We start from the raw sequence: 18466 nt of genomic DNA on the forward strand, positions 1-18466 counted from the left end.
TTCCTAGGCTACGTGGCGGCACCGACACTTTTGATCTGAGCGCGGATGGCTCCGCGCTCAGAGTCCGAACGCATCCCGGACCTGGTCTTCGGTGAGCCCGTAGTCGGCCAGGCTGTAGTCGTGCCTGGGCCGGGCGCTCCCGGATCGGGACTCGGCGTCGATCCGAGCGACCTCGGTCCGAGCAGCGTCGCTCCAGGGGATGTCGAAGTGGGCGTAGATGGCCTCGACGGTGCCGACGGGGTCCTGGACGAAGCCGCGGTAGTCGACGTCGAAGAACTGCGCCTGATCGTACGCCGTCCGGGCCTCTCGGAAGGAGCGCCACGAGCGGGAGAGCATCTCCAGCTGGGTCGCCCCGATGGTCTCACCGACGAAGGTGGTCGACATCCCCGCGGTCGCCTCGGCGGAGAGCGAGCAGCCCGAGGCGACCGAGACGACCGGATCACGGTGGGTGACGACCACGAGCGCGTCCGGATAGACCTCCATGAGCGCGTCGAGCGCGACCAGGTGGGAGGGGTTCTTGAGCACCCAGCGCTTGTCGGTGTCGTTGAGCCCGATGAGCTGCAGGGTGCGTCGATGGAGCTCGTACGCGTCGCGCCAGTCCTGCTTCGCCAGCCAGGCCGAGTAGCGCGGGACGTTGGCCAGGGACTCGAACGAGATCGACTTGCCGCTCTGCCGCAGCACCCGCCAGCACTCCTCGACGCTGGTGGCATCCATGTAGTGGATCCCCATGAACTCGGGGTTGGCCACGTGGTGCTGCTGGTAGGCGCCCTGAATCGCGTTGAAGACCGGATCCTGCTCCCAGGTCTCGCGCGGGGGCCGTGGCTGGGGGAACTCGGTGAGCCAGGTCTCGAGCCCCTGATGTGCCGGGTCCGCGGCGAGCAGGCGGTGAAGAGCGGTGGTGCCGGTGCGGACGAGCCCGGTGACGAAGATCGGGCGCTCGATGCGTACGTCCTGGTGCTGGGGGTACTCCGCGAGCCGGGCCTGCGTCATCAGCCGGCCAACGAGGGCGGACTTCACCTGGGAGCGGTGGAAGTAGTTGCCGACCGGGGTCAGGCCGGCCTCGGGCGAGGCCAGGTCCTCGACCAGGAGCCGCAGCCCCTCCTCGTGGTTGGTCCCGCCGAAGTCGTTGAGTCCCGTGGTGCGGACGGCGGCGGCGCAGATGTCCTCGTACGTCCCGACATCCGCCCGCTCGCGGGGCGCAGTCTCAGTCATGGAACTCCCCGCAGTCCACGTTGAGCACGGTGCCGGTCACGGCGGAGGCCAGGTCGCTGCCGAGGAAGAGCGCCGCCCGGGCCACCTCCTCGGGGGTCGCGAGCCGCTTCAGGTCGGTGGGGGCGGCCTTCTCGGCGTACACCTCATCGTGGGTGCGTCCCGACTCCGACGCGATCCAGTCGAAGTAGGCCTTGTTGACGTCCTCGTAGATGTAGGACGGCGCGACGGAGTTGACCCGGATGCCTCGCGGGCCGAGCTCGGTGGCCAGGGATGAGGCGAGGTGCGCGAGCGCGCCCTTGGAGAGCTTGTAGCCGGCGAACTCGGGCTGGCTCTGGTAGAGCACCGCGGAGTTGAGCATCACGATCGCGCCGCCCGGCTTGTCGGGGGTGGCCGCCAGCGCATCGGCGAAGAGCGCCGAGAGCCGCAGCGGGGCGTACACGTTCGACTCCTGGGCCACCCGGAGAGCGTCGAGCGGGATCTGGGTGAGCGGGTCCATCGGCGGGATGCCGAAGGCGTTGTTGAGAAGTACGTCGACGTGCCCGAACTCCTCGAGCGCCGCGTCGACCAGGTGCCGGCGCGCGTCCTCGTCGGTGATGTCGGTCGGCACCACGAGCGCGCGCCGGCCGTGCTCCTCGATGACGCCTGCCATCTTCTTCAGCCGCTTCTCGGTGCGGCTCGCGAGCACCAGGTCGGCACCCATCAGCGCAGCCTGCTCGCCCAGCGAGCGTCCGAGGCCGGGGCCGACCCCCGAGAGCACGACGACCTTGCCATCCAGGAGTCCAGTCATGGCGCCTAGACTAGAACGTGTTTCACTTTTCTGAAAGGGGTTGCTCGGCGGGGTTCGCTCCGGTCAAGCCGGAAAGCTGAATCTGGCGACCTCGTCGACCCATTCGGCGTACGCCCCGATCTCCTTGGGCACCTGCTGCGCGCGAACCAGGTCCGCGTGAGCGCGGATCACCCGGGACCAGTCGGCACACGAGCCACAGATCGCCCGCCCGCAGTCCGCGGTGTGCTCGCGCGCCACCTTCTCGAGCAGATCACGGAAGGTCCCGCCATCCTCGCCGGCGGCCAGGGCTTCCACCACCGCCCCGAGCACCTCGACCGCCTGGGCGGGGGCGCCGACCAGGATCGCCATCAGGATCCCGAGGGCCTGATGGCCGGAGGGCTCGGCGCTCACGCCCACCGGCGCCGTACGCGCCAGTCGATAGACCGCGAGCAGCTTCCTGGCTCCCCCCGGGGTCGCGCAGAACCTGGCCAGCTCGCTGGTGAACAGCGCCTCGCCAGGGGTCATCTCGAGGTTCTCGACGGCGCCGTGGCGGCTGGCCTGGTCGCCGGTCCCAGCGGCCAGCGCGGAGGGCCACGACGGCACCGCCTGCCGCATCAGCGACCGCATGTACCGCACCGCGGGGTCACCGGCGAACGCCCTCAGCGCGAACGGCACGTCGAAGACCCTGGAGAGGTACGCCGCCGGATCTGCGACCCGACCCTCGATCGCCCGCAGCAGCGTCCGCGCGTCCACGGCCGCGATCACCGCGATCCCGTCCTGACCGCTCAGATCGTCGATCGCCCGCAGCACCCCGGCCGCGGTGGCCGGGTCGCACCTGTCCAGGTCGTCGACGTAGACGATCGTCCGGCTCGCCAGCGGCCGGGTCCGCGCGCCGGCCGGCGGGGGCCCGGGCGGGGCGGCTCTCAGGGCGGCCTCGTACGCCGCGACCTCCCGGTCCATGGCCGTCAACGCCATCGTGGTGCTCATCGGCTGGGCGCGCCGCTTGCCGCGGGGGCCTTCGTCCTCGGGATGACCCGCCAGCGCGGCCCGGAGCTCGGCCGCCCGCCGCTGGGCGGCCTGGTGCTTCGCCACCAGCGGCGGCGGCACGCTCGTGCCGGCGCTCCGCACGCCCTCGAGGACCGCACTCGCCACGTCCGACTCGGCGTACTGACGGGCATCGACGCGTACGTGCCTGGTGCGGGTGGAGCACGCCTCGTCGTGCTCGGAGAGCCACTCGACCCGCTCCTGCACCCTCCGCAGGAAGGTCGACCGGCCGCTGCCAGGCTGCCCCTGCACGGCTACCGAGATCGGGAGCTGGGTGTGCGTGGAGGCCAGCAGACGGGCCACTCGGTCGACATCTAGCCGGTGGCCGAGGACATCGTCGTCGATCCGTTCGCGGGCGGCAGCAGGAACAGGCGCCGGCTCGACCTTGGGCTCGGTTATGGGCTCGATCTTGGGCTCGGTCGCAAGGCCCGTCGCCGTGTCGGGGACCGGGCCGGTGACGATCGGAACCTCGGTGGTGTCCCCCTCCCCCGGCGAGTCAGCCGGGACGGGGTCCGGCGCGAGCTCGACCTGAGGCACCGCAGTGACCTCCGGCGCCGCAGGCGCCTTCGCCCTGGGCCTGGAGAGGTCCGCGGGCGGCGTGACCGGGAGGCCGAGCTCGTGCTCGACCGCCCGCAGAGCCTTGGCGAAGTCGGCCGCGCTCCAGTGCCGCCCGGCTCGGCGCTTGGACATCGCCTTGCGCAGCGCCCCCTCGAACATGACCGGGACATCGGCGCGACCGATGGGCGGCGGGTCGGACTCCCGGATCCGCTCCGACAGCGCCTCGGGGGCGTCAGCACCGGTCGCCCCCTCGAACGGCGTACGCCCGGCCAGCAGCGTGTAGCAGGTCGCGGCCAGGCTCCAGATGTCCGCCCAGGCGCTCGGCTCGGGCGGCTCGGAGAGCATCTCCGGGGCCATCCACGGCAGCGAGGTCGAACCGGCGCCGGCCGCACGACCGGCAGAGGAGAGGCTTCCGAAGCCGACCAGCTGCGGTTCGCCACCGGCGGTCAGCAGGATGTTCGCCGGCTTCACGTCGCCGTGCAGGATCCCGTGCCGGGCGGCGATGTCGAGCGCGCCCGCGACCTTGATGGTGATGCTCAACGCCTCCGCGACCGAGAGCCGCCCGCTCTTCCGGCGCGTCTCCAGGTCCCCGCCAGGACGGTGATCCATCACCACGAAGCTGCGATCGTCGTCGGTGATGCCGACGGTATGCAGCGGCAGGACGTGGGGATGGTTGGCGAGCTCGGCGACCTCCATGGTCTCCGCGGCGAGCGCGTCCCTGGCCTCGGCGCCGAGTCGGTCGTTCCAGACCTTCACGACGACGTCGACCTTCTCCCGCTGCGACTCGTAGACGAAGACCCCTGAGGATCCGCCCGCGCCGATCAGCCGGCGATGCCGGAATCCCGGAATGTCCGGTGGCTCGTGGTGGGGGCTGGCCATGGGCGGCAATCATAGGGGCCGTACGCCGTCGCGTCGCGACCCCTCCTCGCTGGACCCGGAACCGTCTCGGACCGACGCTCTTCAGCTGAGCATTCTGCGCGCAACTGCCCGCTGACGTGCGGTGATCCTCTCCGCATACCCCCCAGGGGTCAGACCTTCGGCGTACGGAAGCAGGCCCCGCACCTCGGCGACACTCACCTTGCGCACCGTCGGCCCGTCGGCGGCGGTGAGGTCACGCTCGAGCCTCTGCCAGCGCAACATCATCGAGCCGGTCCGGTGGCCGGTGGCCTCGAGCCAGTTCGCGATCGGCTTCCCGTGCAGGGGCGGGTTCTCGGAGATCACGAACCGCATCACGCCGTCGGGGTCGGTGACCGCCTGCGCCTTCGTGAGGCTGGTCTGATGGGTCTCGTAGTCGGTCGAGGCGTACCAGTCCGAGCCGATCTGGACGGCCTGATATGTGCAGTCGTCACAGCGCGGCACCTCCACCAGGAGCGCCTCGTCCTCGGCGAGCTCGTAGTGACCGATCGAGGAGAACTGCGACTCCAGCCCACCCGGCGTCCGGGCCGGCACGGTGAGCGTGTTCACCGGCTCCTTGTACTGGAAGAACTGGGGGAAGGCGAACCACGTCTGGATCGAGCCGGTCAGGGACCGGGCGGCGACCTCGTACTTCTTCCGGAGCAGGTCCTGGGTGAGCGGTCGCCGTGGGCGGCCGAGGGTGTCGGGGCGCTCGATCGTGATCGTGCCGCGGGTCTCGGTGTCCCAGTCGTTGAAGACCTCGCGCACGATCAGCGTCTTCGCGCCCGGCTCGGCCGTGAAGGTGAACTCGAAACCTCCATCTGGGTCGAGCTGGAGCTTGCGGTCGTCGAAGGCCATCAGGCTGGTCGCCGCGGAGTCCGCGGTGTAGGCACCACCCATCACCTGGAAGGAGAGGTCGGCACTGGTCCCGCGCCGGCCGCGGACGACGTACTCGACGCCCTCTCGCAGGTAGGCGTTGAAGTAGATCGCATCAGGGTTGTCCAGCCCCTGCTTGGAGAACTGATGGGTGGGGTTCACGAAGAGCGGCTGCTCGAGGTCGTAGTCGAAGGCCGTCTGCATCGCCATCCGGATCCGGCCGGAGAGGTATTCATAGCCCTCCAGCCGGTCGGCTTCGGTGCGGATGAACGGCGCGTTGGCGATCAGCTCCTCCGCCTCCGCGATCGCCCGCTGGAGCGGTTCGGTCAGGCCGTACGCCGCGCTCTGCTCGGTCACTGTCCAGCCTTCGCGATGATGTTCTCCCCGTACCACTCCAGGTGCTTGATCTTCTTCTCCAGCGGCTCGGGATCGGGACCCTTCACATAGGGGTCGCGGAACCCGACGATGCAGTCGGTCACGCCCTTCTCCTCGAGGCGTTTGATCCCGTCGAGGTCGTACGCGTCGTAGCTGATCACGTGGATCTCGAAGTCGTCGCGGGTATCACCCTCCTCGCGCCGGATCTCGGCGAGGCGCGCCAGCAGGCGATCGAGCTCCTCGCCGTCACCGCCGGCGTGCATCCAGCCGTCCCCCTTGAGGACCGCGCGGCGGAGCGCGCCATCGGCATGGCCGCCCACGAGGAGCGGAATCCTCTCGGTCGGCGCGGGGCGCTGCTGGAGCGGCTCGAACCTGTAGAACTCGCCGTCATAGCCGAAGTAGTCCTGGTCCAGGCCGTCCGGAGAGGCCGCCGGCGCAGTGAGGCCACGCAGGATGTCCATGCACTCGTCCATCCGCTTCCCGCGGCGCTTCCAGTCGACGCCGAGGGCGGCGAAGTCCTCGGGCCACGGCGACAGGCCGACACCAAGGCCGAGCCGGTTGCCCGAGAGGAAGGCCAGGCTCGAGGCCTGCTTGGCGGCCAGCACCGGCGGTCGCACCGGCAGCTTCACCACGAACGGGGTCAGGCGCAGCGTCGTGGTCACCGCGAACAGGTGAGCGCACAGGATGAACGCCTCGATGAACTCCTTGCCCTGCAGGAACTCCCGGTCACCGGTGTCGGTGTAGGGATAGGTCGAGTCGGACTCCTCGGGATAGATCAGGCTGTCGGCGACGGTCATGCTGGTGTAGCCCGCTCGCTCGGCCGCCTGGGCCAGCGGTGCGTAGTAGTCGGCCTGCGTCATTGCCTCGGCATAGGTGAAGCGCATGCACCAACACTAGAACGTGTTCTATGTTTGTGCTACCCCGGTGTTCGAGCCACTACTCCGGTGTTCGAGCTTGTCGAGACCCAAGGAGACATGCATGCCCTCAGAACGTCCTCCCGGCCTCGACTCGCCGGTGACAGCGAAGATCATCAAGTACGGCGCCCGCGCCAACACGGCGCTGTTCAAGCTGACCAACGGCCGGGTCGGCGGGAAGTGGCGGGTGATGGCCGGCTGGCGCAAGCCGGCCCCGGTTCTGCTGCTCGAGCACGTCGGCCGGAAGTCGGGCCGCACCTTCACCACTCCCCTGCTGTTCATGCGTTCGGGCGCTGACCTCGTGATCGTCGGCTCTCAGGGCGGGCTGCCCAAGGACCCACAGTGGGTCGCCAACCTGCGCGCCCAGCCGGACGTCACCGTCCGTCTCCCCCGCGGCGGCCGCCGCCTCGTCCGCGCGCGTGTCGCCAACTCGTCGGAGCGGGCCACGCTGTGGCCTCAACTGCTGGAGACGTACGCGGACTTCGAGACCTACCAGACCTGGACCGACCGGGAGATCCCGGTCATCGTCCTCTCACCCCGTTGAAGGAGACACCCGTGGACATCCAGAGGCTGATCGACCGCGCCGAGATCGCCGACGCCCTGACCCGCTACACCCTCGCCGTCGACACCGGCGACTGGGACGCCCTCGACACCGTCTTCACCTCCGACGCCGCGATCGACTACTCCGAGTCCGGCGGCACCGTCGGGGCGTTCCCCGAGGTCAAAGCGTGGCTGGCCGAGATGCTCCCCGCCTTCTCCAGCAGGCGCCTGCACACCGTCGGCCAGATCTCGTACGCCTTCTCCGACTCCGGCGACGAGGCGGAGATCGTCGCCTACTTCGACAACCCCATGGTCATCTCCGACGGCTCCGACGGAGAACGCGTCGTCGAGGTCGGCGGCCTCTACCGCCACACCTTCGTCCGTACGCCGCAAGGCTGGCGCTCCCGCAAGCTCCACGAGGAAGTCACTTGGACCCGCGGGTTCTGACCGGCACCATGTGCCCGTGACACATGTCGTTCGCCCACGGCTCGAAGACGACCTGCCGGCGCTGGCCGAGGCGCTGATCGAGCAACAACCGCTGACTCGATATCCCGTGCGCAACCCGCTGCCGTTCCCGGTCAACGACTTCCTCCACTTCGGCGACGCCATCGGCGCCTGGACCGCGACCGCGGGTGGCACACCGGTCGGGCACATCGCCACGACCGCGAGGCACACTGGCGTGAACGGTGGTGACGAGCTCGACCGAGCCTGCGCGGCAGCGCACGGCTGTGACGTCGAGGACCTCGTCTGGCTCAGCGCCTTCTTCGTCGGCTCCGCCGCCCGACGTACGGGACTCGGCCGCACGCTGCTCCGAACGGCAGTCGACAGTGTCCGCGGCTCCGGCGGCCACCCGTGTCTCGAGGTCGTCCCAGCCTTCCCTGCTGCCTTGAAGCTCTACGAGTCCACAGGTTGGACCGAGGTGCTCCGCACCCGCCCGGACTGGCTCGCCGGCGCACCCGACAGCGACGGGCTCGAGGTCGTCGTCATGGTTCTGCGCTGAGTGATCTGCCCGGAGCCAGCCGGCCGCCTGGTCTGCTCAGGGCCGCGTCGTGCTGGGTTGGCTCATCAAGATGGCCCGCGCCGCTCCCGCTACTGAGTCCACGATCAGGTCGGGCTGGTAGCCCCTCGGCTCGGTCCCATCGCAGTCGATCCATGCTGTTCGCAGACCAGCCGTGTTCCCCCAAACTCAGGCAGTCGCAGCTTGGTCGACCAAGGTCCCGTCGAGATCCAGAGCGATGAGCGGCACAGCGCCAACCGTATGCGGGCCGGTCGACTCAGCAGGCTCGAGCGACCTGATCGGTCAGCGGCTCATAGGTTCCATCGGGGAAGCGGACGTACTCGAAGCCGAGCGGCGAGCGCCAGACGAACGTGCCCGGGGTCGGCTGGGTGTATGTCCAGCCGCCGAAGGTCTTGAGGCGGTGGTGGCTGCGGCAGGTCTTGGCGAGGTTCGACGAGGCGGTCTGGCCTCCGTCGTCGTACGCCTCGAGGTGCTCGGTGTCGGCCAGCCAAGCCGATCGGGTGCAACCTGGGTAGACGCAGGTGCCGCCGGCGATGAGCGCGGCCTGTTCGTGCTGGGTTGCCGACGGGGCATAGCCGTCGCGGGTGATCTCGGCATTCAGGTCGATGACCTTGACGGGACGTACGACGGTGCCGGGAGTCAGCGCCCACTCGTCAACACGCTCGATCGGCACGATCGCGCCGAAGTTGTCGACACTGACCAGGCCTGTCCCACGTAGGTCGCCCTGGTCGACATGGCAGTAGAGATGGAGCACGCGAGCGGTGTCGGTCACGCCGGCGTCGGCGGCGTAACGGCGAGCAAGCTCCCCGAGTGCTTTTGCCCGGCGGCGGCCGACGGACCAACCGGCGAAGCGGTCGTCACTGCTGAGCTCACGGGCGATCGCGGCGACCGCGTTCTCGAGATCGGCGGCATCGACGAGATCCATGGTCGCGTCGACGTGAGCGTGACCGGTCGCCGGTCCGTCGCCGAGTCGGCCGGGGTCCTCATCGAACAGTGTCGGTGCGTTGAGATCGACATCGACGCGGAACTGCTCGGCCTTCTCCTCCGCCGCGAGCGCGGCACCCTCGGGATCGAACATCGCGAAGGCCTTCTCGACCAGGCGCGAGATGGTGACCCGGCCCCGCTTGTGCAGGATCGGCGCGACCTGGGCATCGACCCAGCCGGCCGCCTCCGGCGAGAGCTTCTTGGTGAGCTCGGCGACCTGTCGCGCGCGCCATCCCTCGACCGAGTAGTCCAGGATCCGCGCCCACACCCTCGGGAGGCGCTGCGCCAACTCCATCACATCGCCGGCCAACCGGCGTACGGATCCCAACGGCATCCCCAGCACCGGCCCGAGCTCCATGACCGCGAACTCCGAGACCTCGGCTGCACCTTCTCCCGCGAGGCTGAGCGCACGATCCTCGAATAGTCCCGCATCACGGTCGTAGGCGACATCATCAGAGCTGCGCGGCGGCCGCTCCAGCAGATAGGACGCAACCAATACGAGCCGGTCGTTGGCTGCCCTGACCTCGTCCACGCGGGTCTGCGCAAGGCTGGCGAGGAGGTCATGAGTGGGGGTTGTCCCGAGCCGTGATTCCATGCCTAATTCTACCTCTGACCTGCGAAAAGAGGAAGGTCGCTTAGCGCGTTTCGGGCAGATCAGGAACGGGAGTCGACCGGACAACCGCACCTCTGAAACTTCCTCGCAGGTGAGCTTCAAGCCGTGAGAGCATCCTCCGATGCGACGGCTCGCACACTGCGTATTGGAAACGATGTCCGGCCGAGGTCGAGCTCTACCTTCACGCCGAGAGACCGAGAGCACGAGCCTCGATCCAGCTCGGGATCACTTGGACCGCTGGCACGGCCGACGGCACTGGAACGACCCGATCCGGCACAATCCGCCCGTCACCCGAGCGCACGCGCCACGAAGACATGTTCCATGCCCGGCCGGTCTGGTGCGCCCCGTACGTCGCTCACGGTGAAGCCGTGGGAGAGGAGGTCGTGCTCGATCTCCGGACGGTCGCGGAAACGGAGGGTCGATGACGACGCCAGGATCTCGTCGCCGATGGTGGTCGAACCCTCGAACGTGACCAGCGGGAGGTCGACGACCGTGACCGTGCGGGTGACGACGGCTATGCGGCCGTCGGGTAGTTGGACCGTGGTCGGCGCGATGTCCCAGCCCTCCCAGGCCCGGACCTCGGGTCGGCGGGTCTCGAATACGAACCAGCCGCCAGGACGGAGCGCGGCGTGAACCGCAGTCAGGGTGTCGGACCAATCTTCATCGGAGACGAAGACCTGTGCGACGTTGCCGGTCATGACCGCCATGTCGGCGCCGACGGAGAGGCCGGCGAGGGCGGCGGCGTCACCGTTGATCCAAGTGACTCGGTCGGCGTACGGCTTGGTGTGGGCGACGTCTAAAGATGCCTTGGCCGGGTCGACGCCGACGACGGAGAGCCCTTCACCGGCCAGCCGAACGGCGAGCGATCCCGTCCCACACCCGATGTCGACGACGTGACGAGCACCGAGCTCAGCTGCGATCGAGACGTAGGCATCCAGGTCGGAGCGGTCATCGTCGAAAACGTCGTAGAGCACTGCTTGACGAGGGTCCGCGAACGCGGCATCTGGTTCTCGCATCGGCTCCAAACTAGCCGCAGTCGATTCCGACGCGCATATGGTTATCCGCGCCCCCGAGACACTCGGGCGCGGGCGCTGATCAGGCTCGGGCGATGATGTGAATCTGCGATCCCACTCGACGGTACGGGTCGCGCCGGCCCGCTTCCACCTCGGCCGCCAGGCATTCCTGAAGGGTGTCTGGGTCAGGGGCTTCCGCAGCTTCGCGCCCGTCGGTGAAGACGCGCACGCCGTACCAGGCCTCGACGCTCAGGCCAGCCCTCTCGCACCAGCCGAGCACGTCCTCGAGACGGTGCGCCTCGGCGTCGGCGCCGAGCTCGTTGACGTAGGTCATGTCGTCGAACGCGGCTAGCGCCTTCGCCCACTGGCCACGAAGACCCGGCCGGAGGGCGAGGGCATCGCCGTTTCGCATGGTGAAGGAGAGCAGCCCACCAGGGCGTATCTGCTTGGCGAGGGCAGGCAGCGCGGCTTCGGGGCCCGGGAGGTACATCAGCAGCCCGTGAGCGCAGACCAGGTCGAACTGCTCATCCGGGAGGAGCGCGTCCAGATCGTCCAGGGTGCCCGCGAGCGTACGGACCTCGACCCCTGCCGCATCTGCCGCCTCGTCGAGTCGCTGCAGCAGGTCACTCGACGGGTCGACCCCGGTGACCTGGAGCCCGCCGGCTGCGAGGAGTACGGCCTGGGTGCCCTGGCCACACCCGACGTCCAGAGCCGTCGAGACCGCGCCCAGATGCTCGCTCAGCTGGGCTGCGATCACTCGCTGCCGCACGACGTTGCGCAGACTGCCGAGTCGGTCTGTCCAGATGGATTCGACTGTTCCGAACGAGGTCATGACCGCGATTGTCACAGACCGCGCACGTACGCGCTGGTCAGCCGACGCCGATCAGCCGAGGCCGGGGCGGGCGTGGAGGGCGCCACCGGACTCGTAGAGGAGACCCTTGTCCTTGATGAGCTGACCGGCGGCGGCCAGGATCGGGGTGTCGCCGACGGCGGAGCCTGCCATCGAGACGATCGCTTCGAACATCTTGACCGCAGCGTCGTCGACGGCCGGCCAGTTCCACTCCGCGGGAGCAGCACCGATCGGCTCCACGGCGTGCCAGCGGGCCGCGCGGGCCTCCGCCATCGTGGTCAGCGTGCTCCAGCCGAGGCCACCGAGACCGACGACACCGCCGAAGTTGAGGCCGATCAGGCCCCAGCCGTTGCACTGGTACTCATAGGCCGAGGGACCGAACTCGGACTCGTCCAGCTCCACCCGGGTGATCACCGGCTCGGGGCCGGTGTTGGGGGCGTAGAGCTTGAACGAGGGCCGCGGGGAGAGCAGCGAGGCCGACGCCGTCGTGGTGATCTCGCTCAACGGCTGGCCAGGCGCCGAGTAGGCGTCGAAGACCCGGAAGCCGAGATCGAGGGCATAGCCGACGACGAAACGACGGTCGTCCTGCGCGGCGTAGAAGTTGCGATTGAACACGTTGGGGGAAACCTCGCTTGAGCCCCACCGAGCAGCCGTTAGGTTCGCTACGGAGGACCCGTTGGGATGTGGTTCGGGCAGCGCGACACTATCGCGCCAGACACCTCGATCTGGCAACCGGTTGATGATCTGTGTCTGGCGCGAGTCCCTCAGGAGTAGGTGCCGCGGACGGTGTCGGTGGTCGGCAGCGACTGGCAGCCAAGCCGGATGCCATCGTCGAGATCCTCCTGCTCCAGCACATCGTTGCGAAGCATCTTCACCTCACCCTCGAGCAGCCGGAACGCGCACGCCGAGCACTCGCCCTCGCGACAGGAATAGGGCGCCTTGACGCCCTTCGCCTCGAGGAAATCGAGCATCGGGGTGCCCGGGTCCCAGTCTTCGTACGTCGTGGTGGCACCGTCGAGCTCGATCTCGAGCCTGGCGGGCTGCTGCTTGGGGCCATCGTCGACGCGATGTCCTGAGCTTGTCGACGGGACCTCGGCCTCCGCATCCTTGACGGGGACTGCCTCGCCGAACGGGTTGCCACCCAGTGAGGCGAACTTCTCCTGATGGCGCCGCGCGCGCGGGAACTCCAGCTCCTTGAGCGCGGCGACCGTCGCCTTCATGAACGGCGCAGGGCCACAGACGAAGGCGTCGTACGTCAGCCGGTCGGACGCGAACGCCTTGATCTGCTCAGCGGTCGGCAGCCCCTGGACGGACTCGAGCCAGTGGACGACCTGGAGCCGGTCCGGATGCTCGGCGGCCAGCCGCGCCCACTCCTCGGCGAAGATCACCGAGCGCTCGTCACGGTTGGCGTAGAAGACCACGATCCGCCCTGTTCCCTCCCTCAGGGCGGATCGGGCGATCGAGATGATCGGGGTGACACCCGATCCGCCGGCGAAGAGGAGGAAGTCGGCGTCGATGTCGGCCGGGGTGAAGATCCCGCTCGGCGGGAGCACGCGCAGGGTGTCGCCGGGGCGGAGGTTGTCGCAGATCCAGTTGGACGCGTAGCCGTCCGCAGTGCGCTTGACAGTCACCGTGAGCGGGTCGCCCGGGGCGCTGGAGAGCGAGTAGCAGCGGGCCGCGAGACCGTCGCGGTCGCTCGGCACTGCGACGGTGAGGAACTGTCCCGGCCTGGGCTGGAACGCGTGCCTCACGTCCTCGGGGAGCTCGAAGACGATCGAGCGGGCGTCCGCGGTCTCCTCGACGACGTCGCGAACGGGAAGTAGAAAGGAGTCAGTAGCCATCCTCGGCCCCGATCTGGATCCGGCCGTCGGCGACGGCTGCTTCGATGGACGCGGCCAGACGAGGACAGCGGGCGTGGACGAGCCGTTCGCCGCCGGCGGCGGCCTTGCGACGTACGAGGTCCGGACACTGGGCCTGCGCCTCGGCCGTCCACTGGACGGAGGTCTGGTGCTCGCTGTTCTTCTTCACCCCGACGCGGGCGAGGCAGTCGAGGCACTCCATCTCGACCAGGCGGGCCTGGGTGTAGAGCCGCTGGTCCTCGATGGTGTCCTGCGAGGTCGGGACGAACGAAGCCATCAACTGACCCCTGCGTCGCTCGACTCAGGGTTCTCAGCCTTCTCCGCCTTCTCCGCGTTCTCGGCCTTCTCGGCCTCGATCCGGCGGAGGTTCTCGGCGACCTCCTCGTGCCAGAACTCGTTGGCCTTGGTGGTGTCGACCTCGAACTCGAAGCGAGCGCGCATCTCGGGCTCGATGTCGGCGACATCGACGTAGAACTGCTCGTACCAGCGGCGCAGCTGGTAGACCGGGCCGTCCTCCTCGCAGAGGAGCGGGTTCTGCACCGGCGCCTTGTTCTCCCAGATGGCTACGTCCTGCAAGAAGCCGTCGCCGAACATGTCGGCGTACTTCCTGCCGATGAAGTCGGCGGTCTTGTCGTCGAGACCCTCGGGTTTCTTGACGGTGATGCCGTACTGCAGGAGGAAGGAGTCCGGGCCGGTCGGGATGTGGGAGTTGATCAGGATCACCTCGGTCACGAAGCCCTTGTAGTCGACCTCGAGCCAGTTGATCATGTACGCCGGTCCGTAGTAGGTCGCCTCGGACTTCAGGAACATGTCGGCATCACCGTAGCCGCCGGCCACGTCCGGTCGCCCCTTCGACGCCATGTACTGCGTCGCGGTGTGGTCCTCGAAGACGTTGCGGAAGTCGGTCGGGAACGCGAAGTGCACGTAGTAGAAGTGCGCCATGTCGACCACGTTGTCGATCAGCTCGCGGCAGTGACTGCCCTTGATCGGCACGGTGTTCCAGATCCAGTCGGTGTAGATCTCGCGATCGCCGATGTCGGACAGCTCCGGCGGCAGGATGTCGTGGTCGGCCTTGGAGCCCTCGGGGTCGTGCCAGATCAGCAGCGCGTCGTTGCGGATCACGGTCTCGTACGCCTTGGTGCGGGCGCGCAGCGGGACGCGGCGGGCGTACGGGATCTGCTTGCAGCGGCCGTCGGCGCCCCAGCGCCAGTCGTGGAACGGGCAGCCGACCTCGTCGCCCTTCACGGTGCCCTGGGTCAGGTCGCCGCCCATGTGACGGCAGTAGCCGTCGAGCACGCCCAGCTCGCCCTTGGAGTCTGCCCAGACGACCAGCTTGCCGCCGAACGCCTCGACAGCATGTGGCTTTCCGTCCCTGAACTCGCTGGCCAGGCCCAGACAGTGCCAACCGCGCGCGAAGCGCTCCGGCTGTGAGCCGTGATCGAGCGTGCGGGTCTGGGTGGTGGGGTCGGCCATCGTCGTACCTTCCGCTGGGGTCTATCAAAAAGGTGGAACGTGTTCTAGTTTTATCACATGCATGTGGCCTTGACACCCGCCCAGGAGCAACTTCGCTCAGAGCTCAACTCCTATTTCGCCCAGTTGGTCACGCCGGAGCGCCGGGCAGCGCTGGCCCGAGCGTCCGGCGAGTTCGGCGGCGAGGCCGATCAGGAGGTCTATCTCTCGACCATCCGCCAGATCGGCGCGGACGGCTGGCTGGGGATCGGCTGGCCGAAAGAGTACGGCGGCCAGGACCGCTCGATGATCGAGCAGCTCATCTTCACCGACGCCGCCGCCGTGGCCGGGGTGCCGATCCCCTATCTCACGCTCAACACGGTCGGTCCGACGATCATGCGGTTCGGGACCGAGGAGCAGAAGGCGTACTTCCTGCCGAAGATCCTCGCCGGGGAGCTGCACTTCTCGATCGGCTACTCCGAGCCGGGCTCGGGCACCGATCTCGCTTCCTTGCAGACTCGCGCAGTGCTCGACGAGGGCGCTGGCGAGTGGGTGATCAACGGCCAGAAGATGTGGACCTCGCTGATCCAGTATGCGGACTGGATCTGGCTCGCCTGCCGGACAGAGCCGGACGCGTCGCGCCACAAGGGGCTGTCGATGATCCTGGTGCCGACGTCCTCGCCGGGGTTCTCCTACACGCCGGTCCAGACCGTGGCCGGGGTCGGCACCTCCGCGACCTACTACTCCGATGTGCGCGTGCCTGCGTCGAACCTCGTCTCCTCGCGCGGCGGGGGCTGGGCGCTGATGACCAACCAGCTCAACCACGAGCGGGTCGCACTCACCTCGGCCGCGCCGCTGGTCCACTCGCTCGGGTTGGTGAAGGAGTGGGCCCAGACGACCACCATCCCAGGCGGTGGCCGGGTGATCGACGCCGAATGGGTCCAGCTGGCCTTCGGACGGGCGCATGCGCGCATCGAGGCACTCTCGCTGATCAACTGGAAGCTCGCCTCGGACGCCGACCATGGGGTGGCACTCTCCCCGGCGGAGGCATCGGCCACCAAGGTCTACGGGTCGGAGCTGGCGACCGAGGTCTACCGGACACTCATGGAGATCGTCGGTCCGCACGCGGGACTCACGGCCGACTCCCCCGGCGCCGTCCTCGCCGGCCGCCTCGAGCGGTTCCATCGCTCCTCGCTGGTCATGACCTTCGGTGGCGGCACCAACGAGATCCAACGAGACATCATCGGCTACGTGGGCCTCGGCCTCCCCGCCGCCAAGCGCTGACCATCCACCCGTCGGTCGAGCCGCGAGCGCAGCGAGCGTGTCGAGACCAACACAGTCGATTGTGAGACCACCATGGACTTCTCCTTCTCCACCGAATCCGACGAGGCCGCCGAGCTCGCGGCGAAGATCATCGGCGACGCCACCTCGGTCGACCGGCTGCGTACGGTCGAGGCGGCTGCCGGCGACCTCGGCCGCTTCGACTCCGCGCTCTGGTCCTCCCTCGGCGAGGCCGGGCTGCTCGGGCTCCATCTGCCCGAGGCGTACGACGGGGCCGGGCTCGGCATCGTCGAGCTGTGCCGGGTGCTCGTCGAGTCCGGGCGGCGCGTCGCGCCGATACCGCTGGCGACGCACGGGCCCTGCGGGCTGCTGCTCGCCGAAGCGGGACCGGCCGAGACCGCTGAGGAGGCGCTGACCGACGTCGCCGACGGTTCTCGAGTGCTCGCGGCCGCCGTCTCCGAGGAGCACGCCCATCTCCCCGACTCTCCCACCGTCGTCGCCACCGTCGACACGATCACTGGCGTGAAGACGCTGGTCAGGGGCGGGATGATCGCCGACGCATTCCTGGTGACCGCGTCGGTGCCGGACGGCACGACCGGCGTCTTCCTCGTCGACTCGTCCGCGGCGGGAGTCGACCGCCAGGCGCAGCACACCAGCGACGGCGACGTCACCGCGTTGGTCTCGTTCGCTTCCACGCCTGCTCGTCGGATCGGCGACGCTTCTGCCGCCGCCCGTCTCGGCGATCTGCTCACCGTCGCCGCAGCCGCCGAGCTGTTGGGCATCACCGAAGGTGCGCTGGAGCTCACCTCCTCCTACGCCAAGACGCGAGAGCAGTTCGGCCGCGCCATCGGCACCTTCCAGGCGGTCTCCCAGCGACTGGCCGACGGGTTCATCGACGTACTCGCCCAGCGACTCACCCTCTGGCAGGCCGTCTGGCGGACCTCGTCCGGGCTGCCCGCCGCCGACCAGGTCGCCGTGGCCAAGCTCTGGGCCGCCGACGCCGCTCATCGCCTCGCCCACACGACCGTCCACATCCACGGCGGCGTCGGCATCGACCTCGACGGGGTGGCGCATCGCTACTTCACCGCCGCCAAGCGATTCGAGTTCGTCTACGGCGGAGCTACGGAGCAGGCGCTGCGGATCGGGCGCGCTCTGGCCGTGTCCTGATCGGCTGCTGACCTTCCGAGAGGCCCCGGCGCTCGCCGGGGCCTCTGTTCTTGGCGGTTGTTTGTGCGGTATCGCGGCGAACAAGTCTCGTGTGCGATAGTGCGTTGGCATATCAGATTCGGCGATCGCCGCATTCTGATTGAGTCCGCGCCAGCGCGGATGCCGTGCGCTGTTCGCGCCGGCGCCGGCGCCTTCGTTGGCGCCGGTCGCATCATTGCGCCCCGCTCTCGACGGCATGGTGCCGCGGCGAGCGCGATCAGTTGGTTCGCTCCCCCAGGCCGGAGGCGTCTGTCATCCTGTGCGGATGTCAGCACAAGAGATGATGGAACGGCTCGCAAAGGTCATCGATGCCCATCGGTGGGACGAGCTTCCCGCGCTGCTCCATCCCGAGTTCTCGTGTCTCTACGTCCACACAGGCGAGACGTTCGACCGGGACTCCTGGGTACGAACGAACGCGGAGTATCCCGGCTTCCAGAACCTCCGGCTCCTCGACTGCATCGCCGACAACGAGCGGGCGGCAGGCCGAGGTCACGTCACAGGGACATCCGATGGCGAGCTCCAGCATTTCGAGGTGGCGACGTTCATCACGTTGCGCGACGGGCTCATCGTCGACATGACCGAGGTGTGGGCCGACGTCGACCTCACTCCGCCGGCGGGGGCCAGGCCTCAGTCATAGCCGTGAGTCACAGCCGTGCCATCTTTGCGGAGGTGGCACGCTGGCCGCCTCCGTATGGGTCGGCTGGATGTGTGTCCGTTTGGTCGCGTGTCTGGTTCCAGCACGGGTGGGGCCAATACTTTGTCCGGCTTGGGAGATTTAGAAGCAGGGTGTCTGGGCTGGGTGCCATTTGGGTGTCTTGCGGGCTTCCAGCAGCGGTTCAGGTTGGGTTTGGGATACCTGTCCCTGATCGGGTTTTCGGTCGTTTTCGTTCCAGTTTCCTGCGTGCTTCCGGGTCCATAATATGTTATGGTGGGGGTAGGCGTGAACGTGAAGGCCGACCACCTCGACAGAGGCGTGCCTCTCAGCCCCGGAGACAACGGGCGTGGGGTATTCCA

18 protein-coding genes are annotated in these 18466 nt (G+C 68.5%); 6 read left to right on the forward strand and 12 right to left on the reverse strand.

What is annotated here, in order from left to right:
- Positions 1-57 precede the first annotated feature (57 nt).
- The 5 genes from ABZZ22_RS11280 to ABZZ22_RS11300 form a co-directional block, all read right to left on the reverse strand.
- Positions 58-1212, reverse strand: coding sequence for a sulfotransferase (locus tag ABZZ22_RS11280; protein ID WP_354930782.1), 1155 nt, complete (start codon positions 1210-1212; stop codon positions 58-60).
- Entirely contained in the window at positions 1205-1999 is a 795-nt protein-coding gene (locus ABZZ22_RS11285) for an SDR family oxidoreductase (RefSeq protein ID WP_354930785.1), read from the reverse strand. Before ABZZ22_RS11285 ends, ABZZ22_RS11280 begins: the two co-directional genes overlap by 8 nt.
- A 63-nt stretch (positions 2000-2062) precedes the next feature.
- On the reverse strand, positions 2063-4459 hold the full coding sequence (locus ABZZ22_RS11290) for a protein kinase (protein WP_354930788.1): 2397 nt from the start codon (positions 4457-4459) through the stop codon (positions 2063-2065).
- An 81-nt stretch (positions 4460-4540) separates the two neighbouring features.
- Complete coding sequence (locus tag ABZZ22_RS11295; RefSeq protein ID WP_354930791.1) at positions 4541-5707, reverse strand: hypothetical protein; 1167 nt, start codon at positions 5705-5707, stop codon at positions 4541-4543.
- A complete protein-coding gene (locus tag ABZZ22_RS11300; protein WP_354930794.1) occupies positions 5704-6609 on the reverse strand; it encodes a TIGR03619 family F420-dependent LLM class oxidoreductase in 906 nt (301 codons plus the stop codon). The genes ABZZ22_RS11295 and ABZZ22_RS11300 overlap by 4 nt, the downstream gene beginning before the upstream one ends.
- 94 nt (positions 6610-6703) lie before the next feature.
- Between ABZZ22_RS11300 and ABZZ22_RS11305 the strand changes: the two genes are divergently transcribed.
- The 3 genes from ABZZ22_RS11305 to ABZZ22_RS11315 are packed head-to-tail and all read left to right on the forward strand — an operon-like array spanning position 6704 to position 8179.
- On the forward strand, positions 6704-7183 hold the full coding sequence (locus tag ABZZ22_RS11305) for a nitroreductase/quinone reductase family protein (protein ID WP_354930796.1): 480 nt from the start codon (positions 6704-6706) through the stop codon (positions 7181-7183).
- Between the two features lie 11 nt (positions 7184-7194).
- The gene (locus ABZZ22_RS11310) at positions 7195-7626 is read left to right on the forward strand and encodes a nuclear transport factor 2 family protein (RefSeq protein WP_354930799.1); all 432 of its coding nucleotides are present in this window, start codon (positions 7195-7197) and stop codon (positions 7624-7626) included.
- 16 nt (positions 7627-7642) lie between these two features.
- Positions 7643-8179 carry a GNAT family N-acetyltransferase gene (locus ABZZ22_RS11315; protein ID WP_354930802.1) on the forward strand — a complete coding sequence of 179 codons (537 nt, stop codon included), beginning with the start codon at positions 7643-7645 and terminating at the stop codon, positions 8177-8179.
- A gap of 274 nt (positions 8180-8453) precedes the next feature.
- Here the strand turns inward: ABZZ22_RS11315 and ABZZ22_RS11320 are convergent, their stop codons facing one another.
- From ABZZ22_RS11320 to ABZZ22_RS11350, 7 genes are all read right to left on the reverse strand, one after another.
- Positions 8454-9776 carry an HNH endonuclease signature motif containing protein gene (locus tag ABZZ22_RS11320; protein ID WP_354930805.1) on the reverse strand — a complete coding sequence of 441 codons (1323 nt, stop codon included), beginning with the start codon at positions 9774-9776 and terminating at the stop codon, positions 8454-8456.
- A 305-nt stretch (positions 9777-10081) separates the two neighbouring features.
- Positions 10082-10810 carry a class I SAM-dependent methyltransferase gene (locus tag ABZZ22_RS11325; protein WP_354930808.1) on the reverse strand — a complete coding sequence of 243 codons (729 nt, stop codon included), beginning with the start codon at positions 10808-10810 and terminating at the stop codon, positions 10082-10084.
- A 79-nt stretch (positions 10811-10889) separates the two neighbouring features.
- Positions 10890-11639, reverse strand: a complete 750-nt coding sequence (locus ABZZ22_RS11330; protein ID WP_354930811.1) for a methyltransferase domain-containing protein — start codon at positions 11637-11639, stop codon at positions 10890-10892.
- 51 nt (positions 11640-11690) lie between these two features.
- Positions 11691-12272: a hypothetical protein gene (locus tag ABZZ22_RS11335; protein ID WP_354930814.1), complete on the reverse strand. Its 582-nt coding sequence runs from the start codon at positions 12270-12272 to the stop codon at positions 11691-11693.
- Between the two features lie 149 nt (positions 12273-12421).
- Positions 12422-13498, reverse strand: coding sequence for a ferredoxin--NADP reductase (locus ABZZ22_RS11340; RefSeq protein WP_354930817.1), 1077 nt, complete (start codon positions 13496-13498; stop codon positions 12422-12424).
- On the reverse strand, positions 13488-13793 hold the full coding sequence (locus tag ABZZ22_RS11345; RefSeq protein ID WP_354930820.1) for a hypothetical protein: 306 nt from the start codon (positions 13791-13793) through the stop codon (positions 13488-13490). Before ABZZ22_RS11345 ends, ABZZ22_RS11340 begins: the two co-directional genes overlap by 11 nt.
- On the reverse strand, positions 13793-14989 hold the full coding sequence (locus tag ABZZ22_RS11350; protein WP_354930823.1) for a Rieske 2Fe-2S domain-containing protein: 1197 nt from the start codon (positions 14987-14989) through the stop codon (positions 13793-13795). The genes ABZZ22_RS11345 and ABZZ22_RS11350 overlap by 1 nt, the downstream gene beginning before the upstream one ends.
- Before the next feature lie 57 nt (positions 14990-15046).
- On the opposite strand from ABZZ22_RS11350, the gene ABZZ22_RS11355 reads away from it, so the two are divergent.
- The 3 genes from ABZZ22_RS11355 to ABZZ22_RS11365 all read left to right on the forward strand — a co-directional run bounded on the left by ABZZ22_RS11355 (position 15047) and on the right by ABZZ22_RS11365 (position 18089).
- Positions 15047-16249 carry an acyl-CoA dehydrogenase family protein gene (locus tag ABZZ22_RS11355; RefSeq protein ID WP_354930826.1) on the forward strand — a complete coding sequence of 401 codons (1203 nt, stop codon included), beginning with the start codon at positions 15047-15049 and terminating at the stop codon, positions 16247-16249.
- A 72-nt stretch (positions 16250-16321) separates the two neighbouring features.
- Entirely contained in the window at positions 16322-17413 is a 1092-nt protein-coding gene (locus ABZZ22_RS11360) for an acyl-CoA dehydrogenase family protein (protein ID WP_354930829.1), read from the forward strand.
- A gap of 304 nt (positions 17414-17717) precedes the next feature.
- Positions 17718-18089, forward strand: a complete 372-nt coding sequence (locus ABZZ22_RS11365) for a nuclear transport factor 2 family protein (protein WP_354930832.1) — start codon at positions 17718-17720, stop codon at positions 18087-18089.
- Positions 18090-18466 lie beyond the last annotated feature (377 nt).

It is taken from the genome of Nocardioides sp. NPDC006273 (genome assembly GCF_040613495.1).
Taxonomy (GTDB): Bacteria; Actinomycetota; Actinomycetes; order Propionibacteriales; family Nocardioidaceae; genus Nocardioides.

Bases quoted from the DNA above. Each gene is read 5' to 3' on its own strand.
- ABZZ22_RS11280 (WP_354930782.1), bottom strand. From the start codon at position 1,212: ATGACTGAGACTGCGCCCCGCGAGCGGGCGGATGTCGGGACGTACGAG.
- ABZZ22_RS11285 (WP_354930785.1), bottom strand. From the start codon at position 1,999: ATGACTGGACTCCTGGATGGCAAGGTCGTCGTGCTCTCGGGGGTCGGC.
- ABZZ22_RS11290 (WP_354930788.1), bottom strand. From the start codon at position 4,459: ATGGCCAGCCCCCACCACGAGCCACCGGACATTCCGGGATTCCGGCAT.
- ABZZ22_RS11300 (WP_354930794.1), bottom strand. From the start codon at position 6,609: ATGCGCTTCACCTATGCCGAGGCAATGACGCAGGCCGACTACTACGCA.
- ABZZ22_RS11305 (WP_354930796.1), top strand. From the start codon at position 6,704: ATGCCCTCAGAACGTCCTCCCGGCCTCGACTCGCCGGTGACAGCGAAG.
- ABZZ22_RS11320 (WP_354930805.1), bottom strand. From the start codon at position 9,776: ATGGAATCACGGCTCGGGACAACCCCCACTCATGACCTCCTCGCCAGC.
- ABZZ22_RS11325 (WP_354930808.1), bottom strand. From the start codon at position 10,810: ATGCGAGAACCAGATGCCGCGTTCGCGGACCCTCGTCAAGCAGTGCTC.
- ABZZ22_RS11330 (WP_354930811.1), bottom strand. From the start codon at position 11,639: ATGACCTCGTTCGGAACAGTCGAATCCATCTGGACAGACCGACTCGGC.
- ABZZ22_RS11340 (WP_354930817.1), bottom strand. From the start codon at position 13,498: ATGGCTACTGACTCCTTTCTACTTCCCGTTCGCGACGTCGTCGAGGAG.
- ABZZ22_RS11345 (WP_354930820.1), bottom strand. From the start codon at position 13,793: ATGGCTTCGTTCGTCCCGACCTCGCAGGACACCATCGAGGACCAGCGG.
- ABZZ22_RS11350 (WP_354930823.1), bottom strand. From the start codon at position 14,989: ATGGCCGACCCCACCACCCAGACCCGCACGCTCGATCACGGCTCACAG.
- ABZZ22_RS11355 (WP_354930826.1), top strand. From the start codon at position 15,047: ATGCATGTGGCCTTGACACCCGCCCAGGAGCAACTTCGCTCAGAGCTC.
- ABZZ22_RS11360 (WP_354930829.1), top strand. From the start codon at position 16,322: ATGGACTTCTCCTTCTCCACCGAATCCGACGAGGCCGCCGAGCTCGCG.
- ABZZ22_RS11365 (WP_354930832.1), top strand. From the start codon at position 17,718: ATGTCAGCACAAGAGATGATGGAACGGCTCGCAAAGGTCATCGATGCC.